Genomic DNA, 16090 nt, shown 5'->3' on the forward strand with positions numbered 1-16090 from the left:
TGATCCACAAGACCGGCCCCGCCACCTACGCCCTCGCCTGCTGACCCGACACGCTCGACACCGACCAGAAGATCCTTAACTTCCCGGCCTTGCATCAAGAACGGCGAGGGCGAGTTCAACTCCCATGGTGACTACGTCGATCACCAATTCCTGCACGCGCCTGACATCCACGCTCTGGTATTGAAGGACCAGCAAAGTGAACCCGTCACGCTCACGGCGACGCTCCACCCCTGGTTCAGCGTGCCCTCGCCCTACCTCTCCTACGAGGGCGTCATGCAGGCCGAAGAGGTCGCGACCTGGACCGAGCATGGCAACGAGCTGTTCGTCCGCAACATCCGCGACCCGCTGGGGCTGACCCCCATCAACAAGGAACTACTGGACACGCTCACCGGCGAGCCGTCCCACTTTTGGTACTTCAACAACGGAGTCACGGTTCTTTGCGACTCCCTGGAAGCGGTGCCCGGGTCGCAGAAGTTCCCCGAGCGCCACCCTGTCCGCCTCACAGCTAAGGGCGCAAGCGTCGTGAACGGCGCACAAACCGTACGTTCCGTCATCGACGCCGCCCAGCAGTCCGAGGAGTCCGGACTCGCCCAGGTCACCGTCCGGTTCATCGTCACCGGCGGCGACACCGAATTCGCCAACCGCACCACCCAGGCCACCAACCGGCAGAACCACATCACCGAGCGCGACCGGATCGCCCTCGAACCCGTCCAGGCGGTACTCATCAAGGAGTTCCGCGCCGAACTGGGCCTTGTGTACAGCGTGCGCCGCAGCGAACTCGAACCCCAGGACGACGAGGGCTGCTCCGTGGTGGAAGCCGCGTGCGCGCTCGCCTGCGCCCACAGCGGCAGCCGGTTCGCGGCCCGGCTCGTCGCGTCCGGCACCACCGACGCGTTGTGGGAACGGGGCGGCAGCGGTATCTACGACCCCCTCTTCCGCTCTGTGCCCGGCGTGTACGAGACCTGGAACGCCGTGAGCGTCCTCCGGGCGGTGCGGACGGCACTGCGTATGGAACGCGAACAGTACGAGGGACGCGCGGCGGCCGTCATCGACGACGGCACGTTCCTCATCACCCACCTGGTGTTCCGGCAACTGCTGGCCCAGGACGCCGGCATGGGTGAACCAGACCAGTCGCTCGCATGGGCCGCCACGGCCAAGGAGCAGGTGCCCGAGCTGGTCAAGCACATCGTCCCAGTACTTGTGCAGGTCCTGGACGACGAGGTGGGTACCCGAACGAGTCTCCAGCGCGTGTGTGCCGACCCTCAGCAGGCCGCCGACCTCGTGACCGCGGTCCTGGCGGCCCTCGAAGGCGGTGCCACCGAGGACGCCGCCGCGAAGTATCGGCGCCAGGAGAACAAACCGCGCAAGCGACGCAGGCCTAACGCGGTACACGTCATCATCGACCGCGGTGCTCTGGCGGAAGGGACGCCCCTGCACCTGGCCCTGTACCTGCAGCCTGAGAGAGACGCGCTGGCCGCATGGCTCGCCGCGAATCCGCGCCGAGGACTCGCGAAGTGGACCAACACCAGCCGGACACGTCCCATCGTCTGGGCCGCCGACGGCGTCGCGTATTCGCCCAGCGGTCTCATCGCACGGATGTGGGAGCTGGCCGAATGGGAAGGCCGCCCCGTCGCGAACCAGGGCACGGCCCGCTGGGCCACTCAGGACGGAGAAACGCTCGCCATCCTCGCTCGGCGACTCCTCGACGGTATGGAGGAGGAGAAGGACGCCGAGTTGCCGCCGAGCAGGTCGGAGATTCTCCGGCAGTGACGCGGACTCCTCGTTCGTGGTTACGGCGAGCGCTATGTGTGTGTTTGACGCCGCCGCTGTGGAACCGTGGACCACCCGCGGACAGATCGCATCCGCCCGATCCCGAACGTGCCTCGGACCTGCTGCTCTGTCTGAGAGTTAAACGCCCTCCGGAACCGTGTGCGCTGGTGCGAGTCGCAGGCATCCTGCCGCGGGACTTTCGGAAAGCCGGGTCAGAACCCCAGCGGCAGACGAGTCGGGCTATACGCCGGGTTCTGTCACCCGGTCGCCTCGCGGCGGCCGGGGAGACGGCCATCCATCTAGGGCCGGTGTTGCCACCGGCCTCGTGCGGTCTACCCGGGGGCTCGGGCGGGCAGCCCTCGAACGCCTCCGCAGGAGCGCCGGGGCGCTCCCTTTTGACCTTGCTCCGGGTGGGGTTTACCTAGCTGCCCAGGTCACCCTGGGCACTGGTGGTCTCTTACACCGCCGTTTCACCCTTACCCAGCACCGAAGTGCTGGGCGGTTTGTTTTCTGTGGCACTGTCCCGCGGGTCACCCCGGGTGGCCGTTAGCCACCACCCTGCCCTGTGGAGCCCGGACGTTCCTCGGGAAGCCCCTCAAGGGGACTCCACGCGGCCGTCCGCCCGGCTCGTCTGCCGTGTCGACCATGCTACCGGGCGTCCGCCCTTTGCCGGACCGGAGGCCGCCGTCGCCAGGACCGAGCCCGCCAGGATCAGGGTGAAGGCGATCCCGATGCCCAGAGTGAAGCGCTCGTTCAGGAAGACGGCTCCCGCTGCTACCGCCACCGCCGGGTTGACGTACGTGAACACCGTCGCGCGGGTCGGGCCGACCTCCTTGATCAGTTCCAGGAAGGCCACGAAGGCGAGTGCCGTGCAGATCGCTCCCAGGCCGATCAGGGCCGTCAGGACCGAGGCGGAGGGGATGGTCGAGGGCCAGGTCGCCGCCGCCGGTGTTGCGTAGACGACCGCCGCCAGTGCCAGGCACGGGGCCGTCAGCTGCAGGGTCGGGACGTCCTTCAGCCAGCGTGCCGCGATCAAGGGTGCCGTCGAGTAACCCAGCACCGTCAGCATGACCTCACCGAGCGAGCGGGCGTCGCCGCCGGTCAGGTGCGGGACGGTCAGTACGCCTACGCCCGCCAGGCCCAGTCCGAGGCCCGTCATCCGCCGTACGCCCAGGCGCTCCGTGTCGCCGAAGAAGCGGGCCAGCACCACGCCCACGATCGGCACGCCCGCGATCAGCAGGCCGGCCGTGGAGCTCGACAGGTGCCGTTCCGCGTCCGTGAGCGTGAACCACGGGCCGATGATCTCTATGCACGCGAAGGCCAGCATCGGCAGCCAGTGGGTGCGGACCGTGCGGATCAGGCCGCCCTGCCGTATCGCGAAGGGGAGCAGGAGGAGTGCGCCGAGTGCGCAGCGCGTGAATACCACCATCGACGGGGTGAGGGGGGCGTCCACCGCCACCTTGATCATCAGGTAGGGGATGCCCCAGATGACTCCCATCAGGGAGAACAGGAACCAGCCGCGTGCAGTCATGCGGACAGGATCGGCCGAGCCACTACCTGGCGTCTTGAACGCTGTTGCGGTACGCCGCCGGGGTCACCCCCAGCACGCGGCGGAACCAGCGTGTCAGGTGGGCCTGGTCCGCGAAGCCGACCAGGGTGGCCACCTCCGCCGGCCGCAGGCCCGACTCCAGCAGCCCCCGAGCCCGGCTCACCCGGTGCTGGGCCAGCCACGCGTACGGCGGTATCCCCATCGTCGTACGGAAGGCTCGGAGGAGTTGGTAGCGGGACAGGTCCAGGTCAGTCGCGAGGTCTGCCAGGGACGGGGGGTCCAGTAGTTCGTCGGCCAGGCGGTCGCGGACCACGAGAGCGATGTGGTCGGCGCCCGGCACCGCGTCCGGCGCCGAGCGGGCCGTGGAGTGGCGGCGGGCCAGGGCCGTCAGCAGCCATGGGAGGCGGGACTCCGTCTCCAAGGGGTCCGGGCAGGCGCTGAGTTCGGTGTGGGCGAGGCGGAGGGCGGTGACCAGCTCGGGGTCGTCGATCACGGGGTCGCGGAAGTGCGGGAGGCCGCTGAGGGTGCCGTCGGCGAGGAGGGCCGGGTCGGCGTACAGAGCGCGGTAGGCGTAGCCGTCGGTGGGGGTGTCGGGGCCGCCGGTGTGCATCTCGCCGGGGTCGAGGACGATGATCGAGCCGGGGCCGGTGCGGATGTGGCCGCCGCGGTAGTCGATGACCTCGGAGCCGCCGACGCAGACGCCGATGGTGTACTCGGCGTGCGCGTGCGGGGCGTAGACGTGCCGCTGGAAGCGGGCGGTGAGCAGGTCGAGGGGCGGGCCGCAGCGGCCTAGGCGCGCGCGGGTCCACAGTGCCTGCTCGCTCACCGTGCGCCCCCATCCGTTCGGTCTACGTCTCCGTCGGCGTACGGGGTGCAACAAACTCCGGCCCGTTTCCATGCCCCCGGTCCGCACGGGGCGCTATGGATCCATTCGCTCCAGTACGTCGAAGACCGCCTCGATGCGTGCGCGGTGGTCGTCGATCAGCTCGGCCGCCGGCTCTCCGGCGAGCAGGCGGCGGGCGGTGGTGACGTAGACCGAGCGGTAGGCGGCTACGGTCAGGGCCGCGAGCAGGTGTGGGTTGGTGACGGATGCTTCCGTGAGCGCCTCGGTCAGGGCGTTCTCCACCTCCTCCAGGCCTTCACGGGCGCGGGCCCGCAGGCCGGGTGACTCCATGACGACCCGCCAGAAGGTCGGGAATCGGTCGTTCACGCCGGCCAACGGGTGTCCCTGGTCGAGGAGTTCGAGTGCCAGGCGGCGCAGGGCGGCCAGCGGGGTCTCGTCGGGGCGGCGCCTGCGGACGGCGTCGGCGAAGGTCGCTGCGGCCTCGGGGATGCGGTCGAGGTAGAGGTCCTCCTTGCGCGGAAAGTAGTTGAAGACGGTCATGGCGGACACGTCGGCTGCCCGGGCGACCTCGGCCACGGTCACCGCGTCGAAGCCGCGCTCCTGGAACAGTCCGGTCGCGATGTCGGAGATCCGCTGCCGGGTCTCCCTCTTCTTGCGTTCGCGCAGCGGCAGTTCCGCATCCGTGCGTTCGTCTTCACGTTCACCTGGCATGAGAAAACTATAGCGAGCAAAAAATTTTAGTGACTACACTCATGCTCATGAATATGAGCATGAACATGAGCGTGGACATGAAGATGTACGACGTTGTGGTGGCCGGCGCCGGGCCCGTGGGCCTGCTGCTCGGCTGTGAGCTGCGGCTCGGCGGGGCCCGTGTGCTGGTCGTGGAGCGGCTGGCCGAGGTGGACGAGACGATCAAGGCGGGCGCGATCAATCTGCCCTCCGCCGAGGCGCTGTACCGGCGGGGGTTACTGCCCGCGCTGGCCGCGGTGCAGGAGGAGGCGATGAAGGGGTTCCGGAGGTTCCGCCGGGCGCGGGGCGAGGACGAGGACGCGCTGCCGCCGCCCAGGTTCGCCGGGCACTTCGCCGGTATCTGGCTGCACGGCGAGCTGCTGGACGAGAGTGACCCCGACTTCGGCGGAGCGGGTCCCGCCGAGCGGGTCGGTTTTGTCCCGCAGGCCACGCTGGAGCGGATCCTCGCCGGGCGTGCGGAGGAGCTCGGGGTGGAGGTGCGTCGCGGGGTCGAGCTGACCGGGTTCGAGATGTACGACGACCACGTGGTCGTCGCCGTAGCCGATGCCGCGGCGGGCGCGACGGGTGCGACGGAGGAGATCCGTGCCGCCTGGCTCGTCGGCTGCGACGGCGGGCGCAGCAGGGTGCGCAAGCTCGCGGGGTTCGACTTTCCCGGGACGGACCCGGAGATCACCGGATATCAGGCGCTCGTGGAGATGACCGGCGCCGAAGGACTCAAGACCGGCTGGAACACGACGGACGTGGGGACGTACGTGCACGGGCCGATGCCGGGACGCATCCTCACCGTGGAGTTCGACGGGCCGCCCGCGGACCGCCAATCCCCCATCACCGCCCGGGAGTTGGAGGGCAGCCTGCGCCGGGTGACCGGGGTGGAGGTCACGGTGACCGCGGTGCACTCGGCGACCCGGTTCACCGACAACTGCCGTCAGGCGAGCAGCTATCGCAAGGGCCGGGTGCTGCTGGCGGGCGATGCGGCGCATGTGCACTCGCCGTTCGGCGGGCAGGGGCTGAACCTCGGCATCGGGGACGCGATGAATCTGGGCTGGAAGCTCGCGGCCGTGGTGCGCGGGCGGGCCCCCGAGGCGCTGCTCGACTCGTACACCGCCGAACGGCATCCGATCGGCGCCTGGGTGCTCGACTGGACGCGGGCTCAGATCGCCCTGATGCGGCCCGAGTCGCATGCGCGCGCCCTGCGCGAGGTGATCACCGAGCTGTCGCGGACGGTCACCGGCACCACGTTCTTCGCCAAGAAGATCTCCGGCGTCTGGCAGCGCTACGACCTGCCCGGCGACCATCCGCTCGTCGGCCGCAGCGCCCCCGACCTGGAACTCTCCGACGGCACCCGCCTCGCCGACCATCTGCACACCGGCCGCGCCCTGCTGCTGGACCTCGCCGACGACCCCAAGCTCCGCGCCCGCGCCAAGGGATACGGCGACCGGGTCGAGGTCCGCACTCTCGCCAGCGCCGACCGGCCGGGGCTAACGGGGCTGCTGGTACGGCCGGACGGCTTCGTCGCCTGGGCGGCGGACGAGGACGACGAGGGCGGGGACGCGCTCGGCCGGGCACTGGAACTCTGGTTCGGTGCTGCCGTCGGTGCTTGACCTGCCGTGAAAATCGGCGGCTGACCGAGTGGGGCCGGTGCGGACGTGGCCGCCGCGGTAGTCGATGGCCTCGGAGCCGCCGGCCCAGACCGCAACCCCCTGCGCCTTACTGAGGCTGGAACGCCTTCAGGCCCCGTTTCCACGCCGCGGCCAGATCGGCGTCGTCCGGAAACCTGCCGTGGATCTCCAGGATCACCATCCCGTGGGCGAACGCCCAGACGGAACGTGCCGTGTCCAGGTCGCCGCCGCAGGCCCGCATCAACGGCATAGCGGCCCGGTCCTCCAGGCCGGCGGGGAGGGCGGCGCGGGGCAGGGGGCGTTCGGTGGCGAGGCAGTAGAGGTGGGGGTGGGCGAGCGCGTACGTGCGGTACGCCTCCGCCAGTGCGGGGAGTGAGCCGGGCTCGTGCTCCTCCGCCGACTCCATGGCCGCCGCCGACTCCTCCAGCATCTGCGCGATCAGCTCGACCTCCACGGCGTGCTTGTCGGGGAAGTGCTTGTAGAGGGACGGGGCCTTGATGCCGAGACGGTCGGCGAGGGCCCGCAGGGTGAGTGCGGCCGGCCCGGACTCCTCCAGGAGGATCCTGGCTTCCGTCGCGATCTCGCGGGCGCGGGGGGTGAGGCGGTCAGCCACGCTGGAAGCCCTCCTTGGTGCGCAGTCCGTAGCCGAAGGCGCGATCGTACGAGATGTGGGCGAGCCAGCCGCACAGGGCCGCGAAGGCCGGGGCCCAGGTGACCGGTCCGATTGTGTACGCCACGATCAGCGCCAGCGGGACCAGGGCCCGGTGCATCGCGTTGTAGTACGGCACCGCGCGCGGGGCCAGCTGCCCCTTCGCCATCCTGGGCGCATCGTCCAGGGCGACCAGGAAGGTCAGGTCCGGCAGGACGAAGAAGGCGAGGGCGAGGGTGCCGGCGAGCCAGCCGTGGTTGACGGCTTCCAGCACCGCGAAGGCGGACCAGAAAAGGGCGTTCGCGAGCCAGGCGGCGCGTCGGGCGAGGGGGAGGGCCGAGCGGTGCGTGGTGGTCGTGACCGTGGTCATGGCTGCCTCCAGACGGGGAGCGAGTGGCTAACACCGTTAGCCTGATATCCATGACGGTACGGCTAACGTCGTTAGCCGTCAAGGGGTGCCAGATGTACGACGGCCGGCCGCCGCTTGCCCCTGCCGCGACGTCAGTCTCAGTACGGACGTGGCCACCGCGGTAGTCGACGGCCACGGAGCCGCCGGCACAGACGCCGATGGTGTACTCGGCGGGCGCGTGCGGGGCGTGGACGTGCCGCTGGAAGCGGGCAGCCCGCAGTGGCCGAGGGCGTCGGCGGCTCAGAGAAAGTCCGTCGTCTCCAGATCGAAGGCGAACGGCTCCGGGAGGGTGAGCGGCTTCCCGAGGGGACGAGTGCAGTGCTCGCGGTAGTCGTCCTTCTCGGGGTCGCTGAACAGCGTGATCGAGGAGGCGTCCCGGTCGACGAGCAAGTAGAGGGGGATCCCCCCTCGGGCGTAGCAGCGCCGCTTGGCCTCTCGGTCGGCCTTCGGTTTGGTCGAGGTCACCTCCAGAACCATGGTGACGCCCTCGCAGGGCATCCAGGAGTCGGCGCCCCGGTAAAGCCGCAGCTTCCTGGGGGCGAACGTGCCGTCCGGGATCACGTGGTCCTTCGGGCAGCCGCCCCCGCCCCGCAGCTTCAGCCCCTTGTTGCCGGAGAACTGCATGTCGGTCCGGGACCGCCTGTACACCTGATTCACAATCAGCTCGATGTAGTCCTCGTGGTCCCCGTCCGGCGGCGGCGTCACAACGATCTCCCCCTCGATCAACTCGGCCCGGAAACCCTCCGGTGTGTCCAGGGCGAGAAAGCCCTCCAGCAGGACCTCTTCCTGCGTGAGCGGCTCGTGGGCCATGGCAGTCATGTCACGCCCCTCCTTCGGTCGCTCGCCAGACTGGGACATCGGGAGATCACCTGTCCGAGAGATCGGGATCCGTTCCCTCGATCGTGGCACACGATCACCATGGTCGTCAGGAGCCGACCCGCCCGCTTGACCCTGCCGCCTCGTCCGCTTCCACGCCGACGACGCCGACACACTCGTACAGGCCCTCGGACGTACTCTCACGCAGGCGCGAACCGCACCTTCGCCGATGCCGGATCCGCCTGGGTGAGGCGCACCCGCAGCCGCTCCCCCAGCGGCAGGTGTTCGCCCTCGATGCGGCCGATGACCGCCGGGGACGCCAACTGGACGATGCCGACGCCCGGTTGACGCTCCTCCACGTCCACCACGCAGCCGTCGAACACCTCCCCCACCCGGCCCGCCAGCAGCGCCGCCTCCACGATGTCGACGCACTCGCGCTCGACCGTGCCCGCGCGTCGGCTGCCCTCGGCCATCTGGTGCGGCAGCTCGTCCAGAGCGGCCAGTACCCAGTCGGGCGGGGGCTCGCCCGCCGCTGCCGCCAGGCACAGCTCGGACGCGTACCGGTCGGCCAGGCGCCGCAGCGGCGCCGTGCAGTGGGCGTACGGGGCGGCCACGGCGGCGTGTGTGGTGATGGGCGGGAGGGCGCCGTCCCGGAAGACGGTGTAGCCGGCGCCGCGCAGCAGTGTCGTGCACTCCTGGAGGAAGGCCGCGTGGTGCGGGCGGTGCGGGTCGAGGGAGCGGATGAGCTGGGCGTACGAGACGTGGTGCGGCCAGTCGATGTGCAGGGCGTGCGCGGTGCGGCGCAGACGGCCGACGGCACCATCGGGGGCAGCGGGCAGCGGGCAGCGTGCGCAGGACGCCGGTGCCCGCCGCCAGCATGAGATCTGCCGCCGCCATCCCCGTCAGCAGGGAGATCTGGGCGTTCCAGCCGTCGGCGGGGAGCGGGGCACGGTAGGTCAGTTCATATGCGTGATCGCGCTCTACGACTTCCTGCTCGGGGACGTTCAGCGAGATCCCGCCCCGTTCCACCTCCAGTCGCTCCCGCGCCTCCCCGATCTCCTTGAGCAGCGCCGGCGGTTCCTCGGCCGTCTTGTCGTCGATCTGCTTCTGTACGGCGGCGTAGTCGAGCTTGGCCCTGCTGCGGACGAGGGCGCGGCGGACGTCGACGGCGAGCGTACGGGCGTCGTCGTCGAGGTCGAGCGTCCAGAGCACGGCCGGGCGGACCTGGCCGGGCAGCAGACTCGCGGCGCCCTCGCTCAGCAGCGCCGGGTGCAGCGGGATGCGCTCGTCCGGGAAGTACAGGGTCGTCACCCGCCGGTGGGTCTCCGCGTCCAGCGCCGCCCCGGGCACGACGAAGGCGGCCACGTCCGCGATGGCGTACCGCACCCGGTAGCCGGTGCCCTGGCGGGACAGGTGCATCGCCTGGTCGAGGTCGGTGGAGGTCGGCGGGTCGATGGTGAAGAAGGGGATGTCCGTCGCGTCGTACGACGGCAGGGCCGGGGTCCTCGCTGATCGCTCGGCCTCTGCCAGCGCCGCGGGCGGGTAGCTCTCGGGGACGCCGAGTTCGGTGCGCAGCGCGGTGAGGGCGGCCCGAAGGGGGGCTTCGGGGGCGCCGGTCACTCGGATGTGGCGGCGGGGCATACAGCCGAGGGTAGGCACACCCGGCCCCGTACGCTGTCCGGGAGCTCAAACAGAAGGAGATCTTCCGTGCTTGTCCTGCTGCCTCCCTCCGAAGGCAAGGCGTCCTCCGGCCGTGGCGCACCGCTGAAGACGGAGTCGCTGTCGCTTCCGGGGCTCACGCCCGCCCGTGAGGCCGTACTCGGCGAACTGGTCGAGCTGTGTGCCGGGGACGAGGAGAAGGCACGCGAGGTGCTCGGGCTGAGCGAGGGGCTGCGGGGCGAGGTCGCGAAGAACGCCGAGTTGCGGACCGCGGGGGCGCGGCCCGCCGGGGAGATCTACACGGGGGTGCTGTACGACGCGCTCGACCTGGGCTCCCTGGATGCGGCCGCGAAGAGGCGGGCCGCGCGCTCCCTGCTCGTGTTCTCCGGGTTGTGGGGTGCGGTGCGCGTCAACGACCGCATCCCCTCCTATCGCTGCTCGACGGGCGTGAAGCTGCCGGGGATCGGGGCGCTGGGTGCGTACTGGCGCGCGCCGATGGCCGAGGTGATGCCCGAGGCCGCCGGGGAAGGGCTGGTGCTGGATCTGCGGTCCTCCGCGTACGCGGCCGCCTGGAAGCCGAAGGGCGAGGTCGCCGGGCGGACGGCGAGCGTACGGGTGCTGCACGCGCCCACACGCAAGGTGGTCAGCCACTTCAACAAGGCGACCAAGGGGCGGATCGTACGGAGCCTGCTGACGGCGGGCGCGGCACCCAAGGGCCCGGCAGAGCTGGTGGAGACGCTGAGCGAGCTCGGCTACGTGGTGGAGGTGGAGCCTCCGACAGGGGCCGGGAAGCCGTGGATGCTGGACGTGTTGGTGGACGAGATCCACTGACCCATGGCAATCAAAGCACCCGTTGCAGCATGCGCAATGAGCTTTGCGCATGCTGCATGACCCGGGCACGATGACGGCATGGCTGCCTCATCGCTCCTCGACCTTGCCCCCGTCGTGCCCGTCGTCGTCCTCTCTGACGCCGCCGACGCCGTTCCGCTGGCGAGGGCGCTGGTGGCGGGAGGACTGCCCGCCATCGAGGTGACGCTGCGGACGCCGGCCGCCCTGGACGCGATCCGGGCGATCGCCGAAGCGGTACCCGACGCGGTGGTCGGAGCAGGGACCGTGATCACGCCGGAGCAGGTGAAGGACTCGGTGGCCGCCGGGGCGCGGTTCCTGGTCAGCCCGGGCTGGACGGACGTACTGCTGGCGGCCATGAAGGCGTCCGGGGTGCCGTTCCTCCCGGGAGTGTCGACGACCTCCGAGGTGGTGGCGCTGCTGGAGCGCGGGGTGCGGGAGATGAAGTTCTTCCCGGCGCAGGCCGCGGGTGGCACGGCGTATCTGAAGTCGCTGGCGGGGCCGCTGCCGCAGGCGCGGTTCTGTCCGACCGGGGGCATCGGACCGGCGAACGCGCCCGACTACCTGGCGCTGCCCAACGTCGGCTGTGTGGGCGGTACTTGGATGCTCCCTGCCGATGCCCTCGCGGCCCGCGACTGGGATCGGATCGAGTCGCTGGCCCGCGAGGCGGCGGGGCTCACCCGGGCTCCCAACCGGGCGCTCAGCGCAGGTGGGACGTGTCGTTGAAGAGCCGTACGCTCGCGTTGCCGTCCGCGTAGTAGGCCACCGCGGACAGTGCGGCCGCCGAGAGTTCCATGCGGAACAGCGCCTCCGGCGGTGCGCCCAGGGCAAGTTGGACGAAGGTCTTGATCGGCGTGACGTGCGAGACGAGCAGGACCGTGCGGCCCGCGTAGGCCGCGACCAGCTTGTCGCGGGCCGCCGCGATACGGGTCGCCGTCGCCGCGAAGCTCTCGCCGCCGCCCGAGGGCTGGGCGTGCGGGTCGGCGAGCCAGGTGTTCAGGTCGTCGGGGTAGCGCTCGCGGACCTCGGCGAAGGTGAGGCCCTCCCAGGCGCCGAAGTCCGTCTCCCGGATCTCGTCCTCGACGGTCACCTCCAGGCCGAGGTGCCGGGCGACGATGCCGGCGGTCTCCCGGGTGCGGGCGAGGGGTGACGCGACGATCGCCTGGATGGTGCCGCGCCGGGCCAGCGCGGCCCCGGCGCGCTCGGCCTGCTCCCGGCCGACGTCGGACAGGGAGGGGTTGGTGCCGCTGCTGCCCGAGAAACGCTTCTGCGGGGTCAGCGGGGTCTCACCGTGCCGCAGCAGCACGAAGGTCGCGGGCGCGCCCAGGTCGGCGGGGGCCCAGCCAGGGCTGGCGACGGCCGTTGCGGCCCGTACATCGGCCTCGGCCTTCGGGACGTCGGCGGCGGCCGGCTCGGCGACCGCGGTCCTCTCGGCGGCCGTCTCCAGCTCCGCCGTCGATGCCGACGGCGACCACTGCTCGCCGCGCTTGCCCGCGTCCATCGCCTCGTTGGCCAGGCGGTCGGCGTGCTTGTTCTGCTCCCGCGGGATCCACTCGTACGTCACCTGGTCCGGCGGGAAAACGCGGGCCGCCACCGCCGCCAGCGGCTTCATGTCCGGGTGCTTGATCTTCCAGCGGCCCGACATCTGCTCGACGACCAGCTTGGAGTCCATACGGACGCGGACCCTGGCCGAGGGGTCCAGTTCGTGGGCGGCGCGCAGGCCCGCCAGCAGGCCCCGGTACTCGGCGACGTTGTTGGTCGCGACGCCGATGTACTCCGCGGCCTCGACGAGGGTCTCCCCGGTCGCCGCGTCGAGCACCACGGATCCGTAGCCCGCGGGTCCCGGGTTGCCCCGCGAACCGCCGTCGGCCTCGACGATGAACTCCCGCACGGTACAGGCTCCTACAGGCCGGACTCGGCCGTACGCACCAGGATGCGACGGCAGTTCTCACAGCGCACCACGGTGTCGGGGGCGGCCGCGCGGATGTCGTTGATGTCGGTGATCGCCAGCTCCTGGCGGCAGCCCTGACAGGTGCGCTGGTACAGCTTGGCCGCGCCGATGCCGCCCTGCTGCTCGCGCAGCTTGTCGTAGAGCTTCAGCAGGTCGGCGGGGATGGCGCCCGCGATGACCTCGCGCTCCTTGGTCACCGTCGCCACCTCGCCGTCGATCTCCTCGAAGGCGGCGTCACGGCGCGCGGTCGCGTCGTCGATCCTCGACTGGACGGAGGAGACGCGCTCGGTGAGCTCGGCGACCCGCTCCTGCACGGACTCGATGCGCTCCATGACCTCCAGGACGACGTCCTCGAGGTCGCTCTGCCGCTTGGCGAGGGAGGCGATCTCGCGCTGGAGGTTCTCCAGGTCCTTGGGCGAGGTGACGGCGCCCGAGTCCAGGCGCTTCTGGTCGCGGGCGGCGCGCTGGCGCACCTGGTCCACGTCCTGCTCGGCCTTGGTCTGCTCGCGGGCGGTGTCGCTCTGCTCGGTCTGCGCGGCCACCAGGAGGTCGCGCAGCTGGGTGAGGTCCTTGGTGAGCGACTCGATCTCGGCGTGCTCGGGCAGCGACTTCCGCTTGTGCGCGAGCTGCTGCAGGCGTACGTCGAGGGCCTGGACGTCGAGGAGTCGGATCTGGTCGGCGGGCGCGGCGTTCAGTTGGGGGCTCCTGCAGTCGGATCGGGGGAGGCCGCGTGGGCCGTCCAGGGGTCGGTGACCGTCTTGGAGACATGGACCCTGAGGTCCCATCCGTGGCGGTCGGAGATCTCGTCGAGCTGGGTGGCGGCCAGCTCGCACCAGGGCCATTCGGTGGCCCAGTGCGCCGCGTCGAGCAGCGCGAGGGGGCTTTGGAGCACGGCCTCGGAGGCCGGGTGGTGGCGCAGGTCCGCGGTGAGGAAGGCGTCGACACCGGCCGCGCGTACCTGGTCGAAGAGGCTGTCGCCGGAGCCGCCGCTGACCGCGACCGTGCGGACGAGCGCCTCGGGGTCGCCGGCGACGCGGATGCCCTGCGCGGTGGCGGGCAGCCGGGCGGCGGCCTGCTGGGCGAACTCGCGCAGCGGCAGCGGGTGGTCCAGCTCGCAGATGCGGCCGAGGCCCCGGCGGCCGGACGGATCGGCCGGGTCCGGCACCAGGGGGCGTACGACGCGCAGGTCCAGCGCACCGGCCAACGCATCGCTGACACCGGGGTCGGCCGTGTCCGCGTTGGTGTGGGCGACGTGCAGCGCGATGTCGTTCTTGATCAGGGTGTGTACGACGCGGCCCTTGAAGTGGGTCGCCGCGACCGTCGTCGTACCGCGAAGGTAGAGCGGGTGGTGGGTGACCAGCAGGTCGGCGCCCAGCTTCACCGCCTCGTCGACGATCTCCTGCACGGGGTCGACCGCGAACAGCACCCGGGTGACCTCCTGGTCGGGGTCGCCCACGACGGTGCCGACCGCGTCCCAGGACTCGGCCCGCTCGGCGGGCCACAGGTTCTCCAGCGCGGCGATGACTTCAGACAGACGGGGCACGGACAAAAGGCTACCTGGCTGATCTGTGCCGCTGAACCGATGTCCGTAGCCGGGTGGAGGGGGATCTCTGTCCCGGCACTCACCTCTCGGCCCCTTCAGCACACCCGCCCCCGTTCCCTCAGGCGAATCGTTCCCCCGCCACCCTTATGTGTGAAGCAGGGGCCTCGTGGTCCCACGTGTGTGCGTGCGAAAACTAGCTTCGTCGCCGGAGGTGACCAGACCATGACGGCGTGTGCGATCGAACCCGAGGCTGCTCCCGAGGACGGCGCCCCGCGATCCGGCTGCACCATCACCGTGGACGGCGCCTACGCCGCCCGCCTCGCGCCGGCCGGCGACTCCTGGTTCCCGGAGCGCTGGACGCTGGACGGCCCCGAGCCGTACGCCGTGCCCCTGCCCGGCAACCAGCCCGAGGAGCCCGGCACCGAGGTGCAGCCGATGGGTGACGGGCGGGTCCTCATCCACCGGCGGGCGGCGGGACGGCACCTGTTCTCGCTGCTGTACCCGACCGGACCGGGCACCGGCGAGCTGCTGATCGGCGCGGTGGAGTGCCCGGAGGAGGGCGCCCGGCTGCGGCTGCTGCCGCCCGTGCCGGGCGGCGAGAAGGCGTACGCCGTCGCCGTGGGCCGGCGCTCCAGCACGGTGTGGCTGGTGGCGGGCGGCGCCTTCGGGCCTGAGCACGTGGCGGAGATCCCCGGCCGCTGCTCGGGCGGGGTGTGGCTGGACCGCACGGGACGGCTGCTGGCGCTCGACCGGGAGACCGGGGGCCGGACCAAGGCGGTCGTGGTCGACCTGGAGCGGGCGGGCGAGGTCTCGCCGCTGCTGCAGATCGCCGAGGGCAGCGACGACCGGCTGCTGCTCGCCGACCCGGACAGCGGTCTGCTGCTGATCCGCTCCGACGCGCCCTCGCCGGGCGAGGAGCGCCTCGGCTGGGGCGTGCTGGGCAGCACCCTGCCGGTGCGCTTCCCGGAGTGCCTGCGACTGCCCGACTGTGTCGTCACGCCCTTCGCCATCCAGCCGGGGCAGGTGCTGCTGCCGGAGTCCTGCGGGGTGGCGCTGCGCATCGACGGGCCGGTCGGCAGCTGGGTGGGCCTTTGGCGGCCGGACCGGCGGCAGGTGCACCATCTCGCCGCGCCGTACGGGTGGTTGGCGGGCGCGGGGACCTGGACCAGGGACGGGGTGCTCCACCTGCCCTACGCCACGGCCGAGGTGCCGTGCGGCGTGGCGCAGGTGGCGGCGCCCTCGGGGGAGACGGGGGAATCGGGGGATGCAGGGGGATCGGGGGGCGCGGGCCCGGAGGATCCGGCACGGGGTGAGCCGGCACAGCCGGATCCTCCGGAGCCCGTCGCACCGCGTCCCGTGCCCTTGCAGCAAGCGCCCTTGGGACGTCTTGTAACGAAATAGTGCCGATGGGCGTGCCCGTCTGGATTCGCGAGGAGGGTGGCCGGTTAAACTCGCCCGGCTGTTTGAAAGATCATGTTGACGGGGTGAATCCTTCCGATGAGCGACACAAGCACCATGCAGCCGCTGTCCGCCGAGTCCCGGGAAGACGCCGGTCACGGTCGGCACCGGGGCCCGAATTCGGTCCAGGACGGTGACACGGCCCCTCACGGCCGTCACCGCAAGCCGGCCGAGGACAGCGAAGCGGCTGCCTGAAGGTACGCAGGGAAGGGGCTCGCACACCGGCC

13 protein-coding genes, 1 other RNA gene and 3 pseudogenes are annotated in these 16090 nt (G+C 71.1%); 5 read left to right on the top strand and 12 right to left on the bottom strand.

Going from position 1 to position 16090, the window contains the following annotated elements:
* The first annotated feature begins 180 nt into the window (after window positions 1–180).
* Complete coding sequence (locus AB0N07_RS45975; protein WP_365846093.1) at window positions 181–1770, top strand: AIPR family protein; 1590 nt, start codon at window positions 181–183, stop codon at window positions 1768–1770.
* Window positions 1771–1997: 227 nt separating this feature from the next.
* Here the strand turns inward: AB0N07_RS45975 and rnpB are convergent.
* The 4 genes and pseudogenes from rnpB to AB0N07_RS45995 all read right to left on the bottom strand — a co-directional run bounded on the left by rnpB (window position 1998) and on the right by AB0N07_RS45995 (window position 4874).
* Window positions 1998–2400: RNase P RNA component class A (gene rnpB, locus AB0N07_RS45980), an RNA gene on the bottom strand.
* A 118-nt stretch (window positions 2401–2518) separates the two neighbouring features.
* A pseudogene (locus AB0N07_RS45985) lies at window positions 2519–3301 on the bottom strand (DMT family transporter); the annotation flags it as partial.
* Window positions 3302–3323: 22 nt separating this feature from the next.
* A complete protein-coding gene (locus AB0N07_RS45990; RefSeq protein ID WP_365846095.1) occupies window positions 3324–4145 on the bottom strand; it encodes an AraC family transcriptional regulator in 822 nt (273 codons plus the stop codon).
* Between the two features lie 93 nt (window positions 4146–4238).
* Window positions 4239–4874, bottom strand: coding sequence for a TetR/AcrR family transcriptional regulator (locus tag AB0N07_RS45995; RefSeq protein ID WP_365846097.1), 636 nt, complete (start codon window positions 4872–4874; stop codon window positions 4239–4241).
* 47 nt (window positions 4875–4921) lie between these two features.
* On the opposite strand from AB0N07_RS45995, the gene AB0N07_RS46000 reads away from it, so the two are divergent.
* On the top strand, window positions 4922–6514 hold the full coding sequence (locus AB0N07_RS46000) for an FAD-dependent monooxygenase (RefSeq protein WP_365846099.1): 1593 nt from the start codon (window positions 4922–4924) through the stop codon (window positions 6512–6514).
* 106 nt (window positions 6515–6620) lie between these two features.
* Here the strand turns inward: AB0N07_RS46000 and AB0N07_RS46005 are convergent, their stop codons facing one another.
* From AB0N07_RS46005 to AB0N07_RS46025, 5 genes and pseudogenes are all read right to left on the bottom strand, one after another.
* Window positions 6621–7145, bottom strand: coding sequence for a TetR/AcrR family transcriptional regulator (locus AB0N07_RS46005; RefSeq protein ID WP_365846101.1), 525 nt, complete (start codon window positions 7143–7145; stop codon window positions 6621–6623).
* Window positions 7138–7551: a DUF4260 family protein gene (locus tag AB0N07_RS46010; RefSeq protein ID WP_365846103.1), complete on the bottom strand. Its 414-nt coding sequence runs from the start codon at window positions 7549–7551 to the stop codon at window positions 7138–7140. The genes AB0N07_RS46005 and AB0N07_RS46010 overlap by 8 nt, the downstream gene beginning before the upstream one ends.
* A gap of 139 nt (window positions 7552–7690) precedes the next feature.
* Window positions 7691–7834 (bottom strand): annotated as a pseudogene (locus tag AB0N07_RS46015) (AraC family ligand binding domain-containing protein); the annotation flags it as partial.
* On the bottom strand, window positions 7831–8409 hold the full coding sequence (locus AB0N07_RS46020; protein WP_365846105.1) for a Uma2 family endonuclease: 579 nt from the start codon (window positions 8407–8409) through the stop codon (window positions 7831–7833). The gene AB0N07_RS46020 and the pseudogene AB0N07_RS46015, both read right to left, overlap by 4 nt.
* A gap of 197 nt (window positions 8410–8606) precedes the next feature.
* Window positions 8607–10047, bottom strand: a pseudogene (locus tag AB0N07_RS46025) (RNB domain-containing ribonuclease).
* A gap of 66 nt (window positions 10048–10113) precedes the next feature.
* On the opposite strand from AB0N07_RS46025, the gene yaaA reads away from it, so the two are divergent.
* The gene (gene yaaA, locus AB0N07_RS46030; RefSeq protein WP_365846108.1) at window positions 10114–10896 is read left to right on the top strand and encodes a peroxide stress protein YaaA; all 783 of its coding nucleotides are present in this window, start codon (window positions 10114–10116) and stop codon (window positions 10894–10896) included.
* A gap of 78 nt (window positions 10897–10974) precedes the next feature.
* Window positions 10975–11637: a bifunctional 4-hydroxy-2-oxoglutarate aldolase/2-dehydro-3-deoxy-phosphogluconate aldolase gene (locus tag AB0N07_RS46035; RefSeq protein ID WP_365846110.1), complete on the top strand. Its 663-nt coding sequence runs from the start codon at window positions 10975–10977 to the stop codon at window positions 11635–11637.
* Here AB0N07_RS46035 and AB0N07_RS46040 read toward each other — a convergent pair.
* From AB0N07_RS46040 to AB0N07_RS46050, 3 genes are read right to left on the bottom strand one after another with little or no spacing between them, the layout of a single operon-like run.
* Entirely contained in the window at window positions 11612–12802 is a 1191-nt protein-coding gene (locus AB0N07_RS46040; protein WP_365846112.1) for a bifunctional RNase H/acid phosphatase, read from the bottom strand. The genes AB0N07_RS46035 and AB0N07_RS46040 overlap by 26 nt on opposite strands.
* Before the next feature lie 11 nt (window positions 12803–12813).
* Window positions 12814–13557: a C4-type zinc ribbon domain-containing protein gene (locus AB0N07_RS46045; RefSeq protein WP_365846118.1), complete on the bottom strand. Its 744-nt coding sequence runs from the start codon at window positions 13555–13557 to the stop codon at window positions 12814–12816.
* Entirely contained in the window at window positions 13554–14405 is an 852-nt protein-coding gene (locus tag AB0N07_RS46050; RefSeq protein WP_365846114.1) for a Nif3-like dinuclear metal center hexameric protein, read from the bottom strand. Before AB0N07_RS46050 ends, AB0N07_RS46045 begins: the two co-directional genes overlap by 4 nt.
* Before the next feature lie 222 nt (window positions 14406–14627).
* Here AB0N07_RS46050 and AB0N07_RS46055 point away from each other — a divergent pair, with 222 nt between their 5' ends.
* A complete protein-coding gene (locus AB0N07_RS46055) occupies window positions 14628–15806 on the top strand; it encodes a hypothetical protein (protein WP_365846116.1) in 1179 nt (392 codons plus the stop codon).
* Window positions 15807–16090 lie beyond the last annotated feature (284 nt).

It is taken from the genome of Streptomyces sp. NPDC051172 (assembly GCF_040682555.1).
GTDB lineage: Bacteria > Actinomycetota > Actinomycetes > Streptomycetales > Streptomycetaceae > Streptomyces.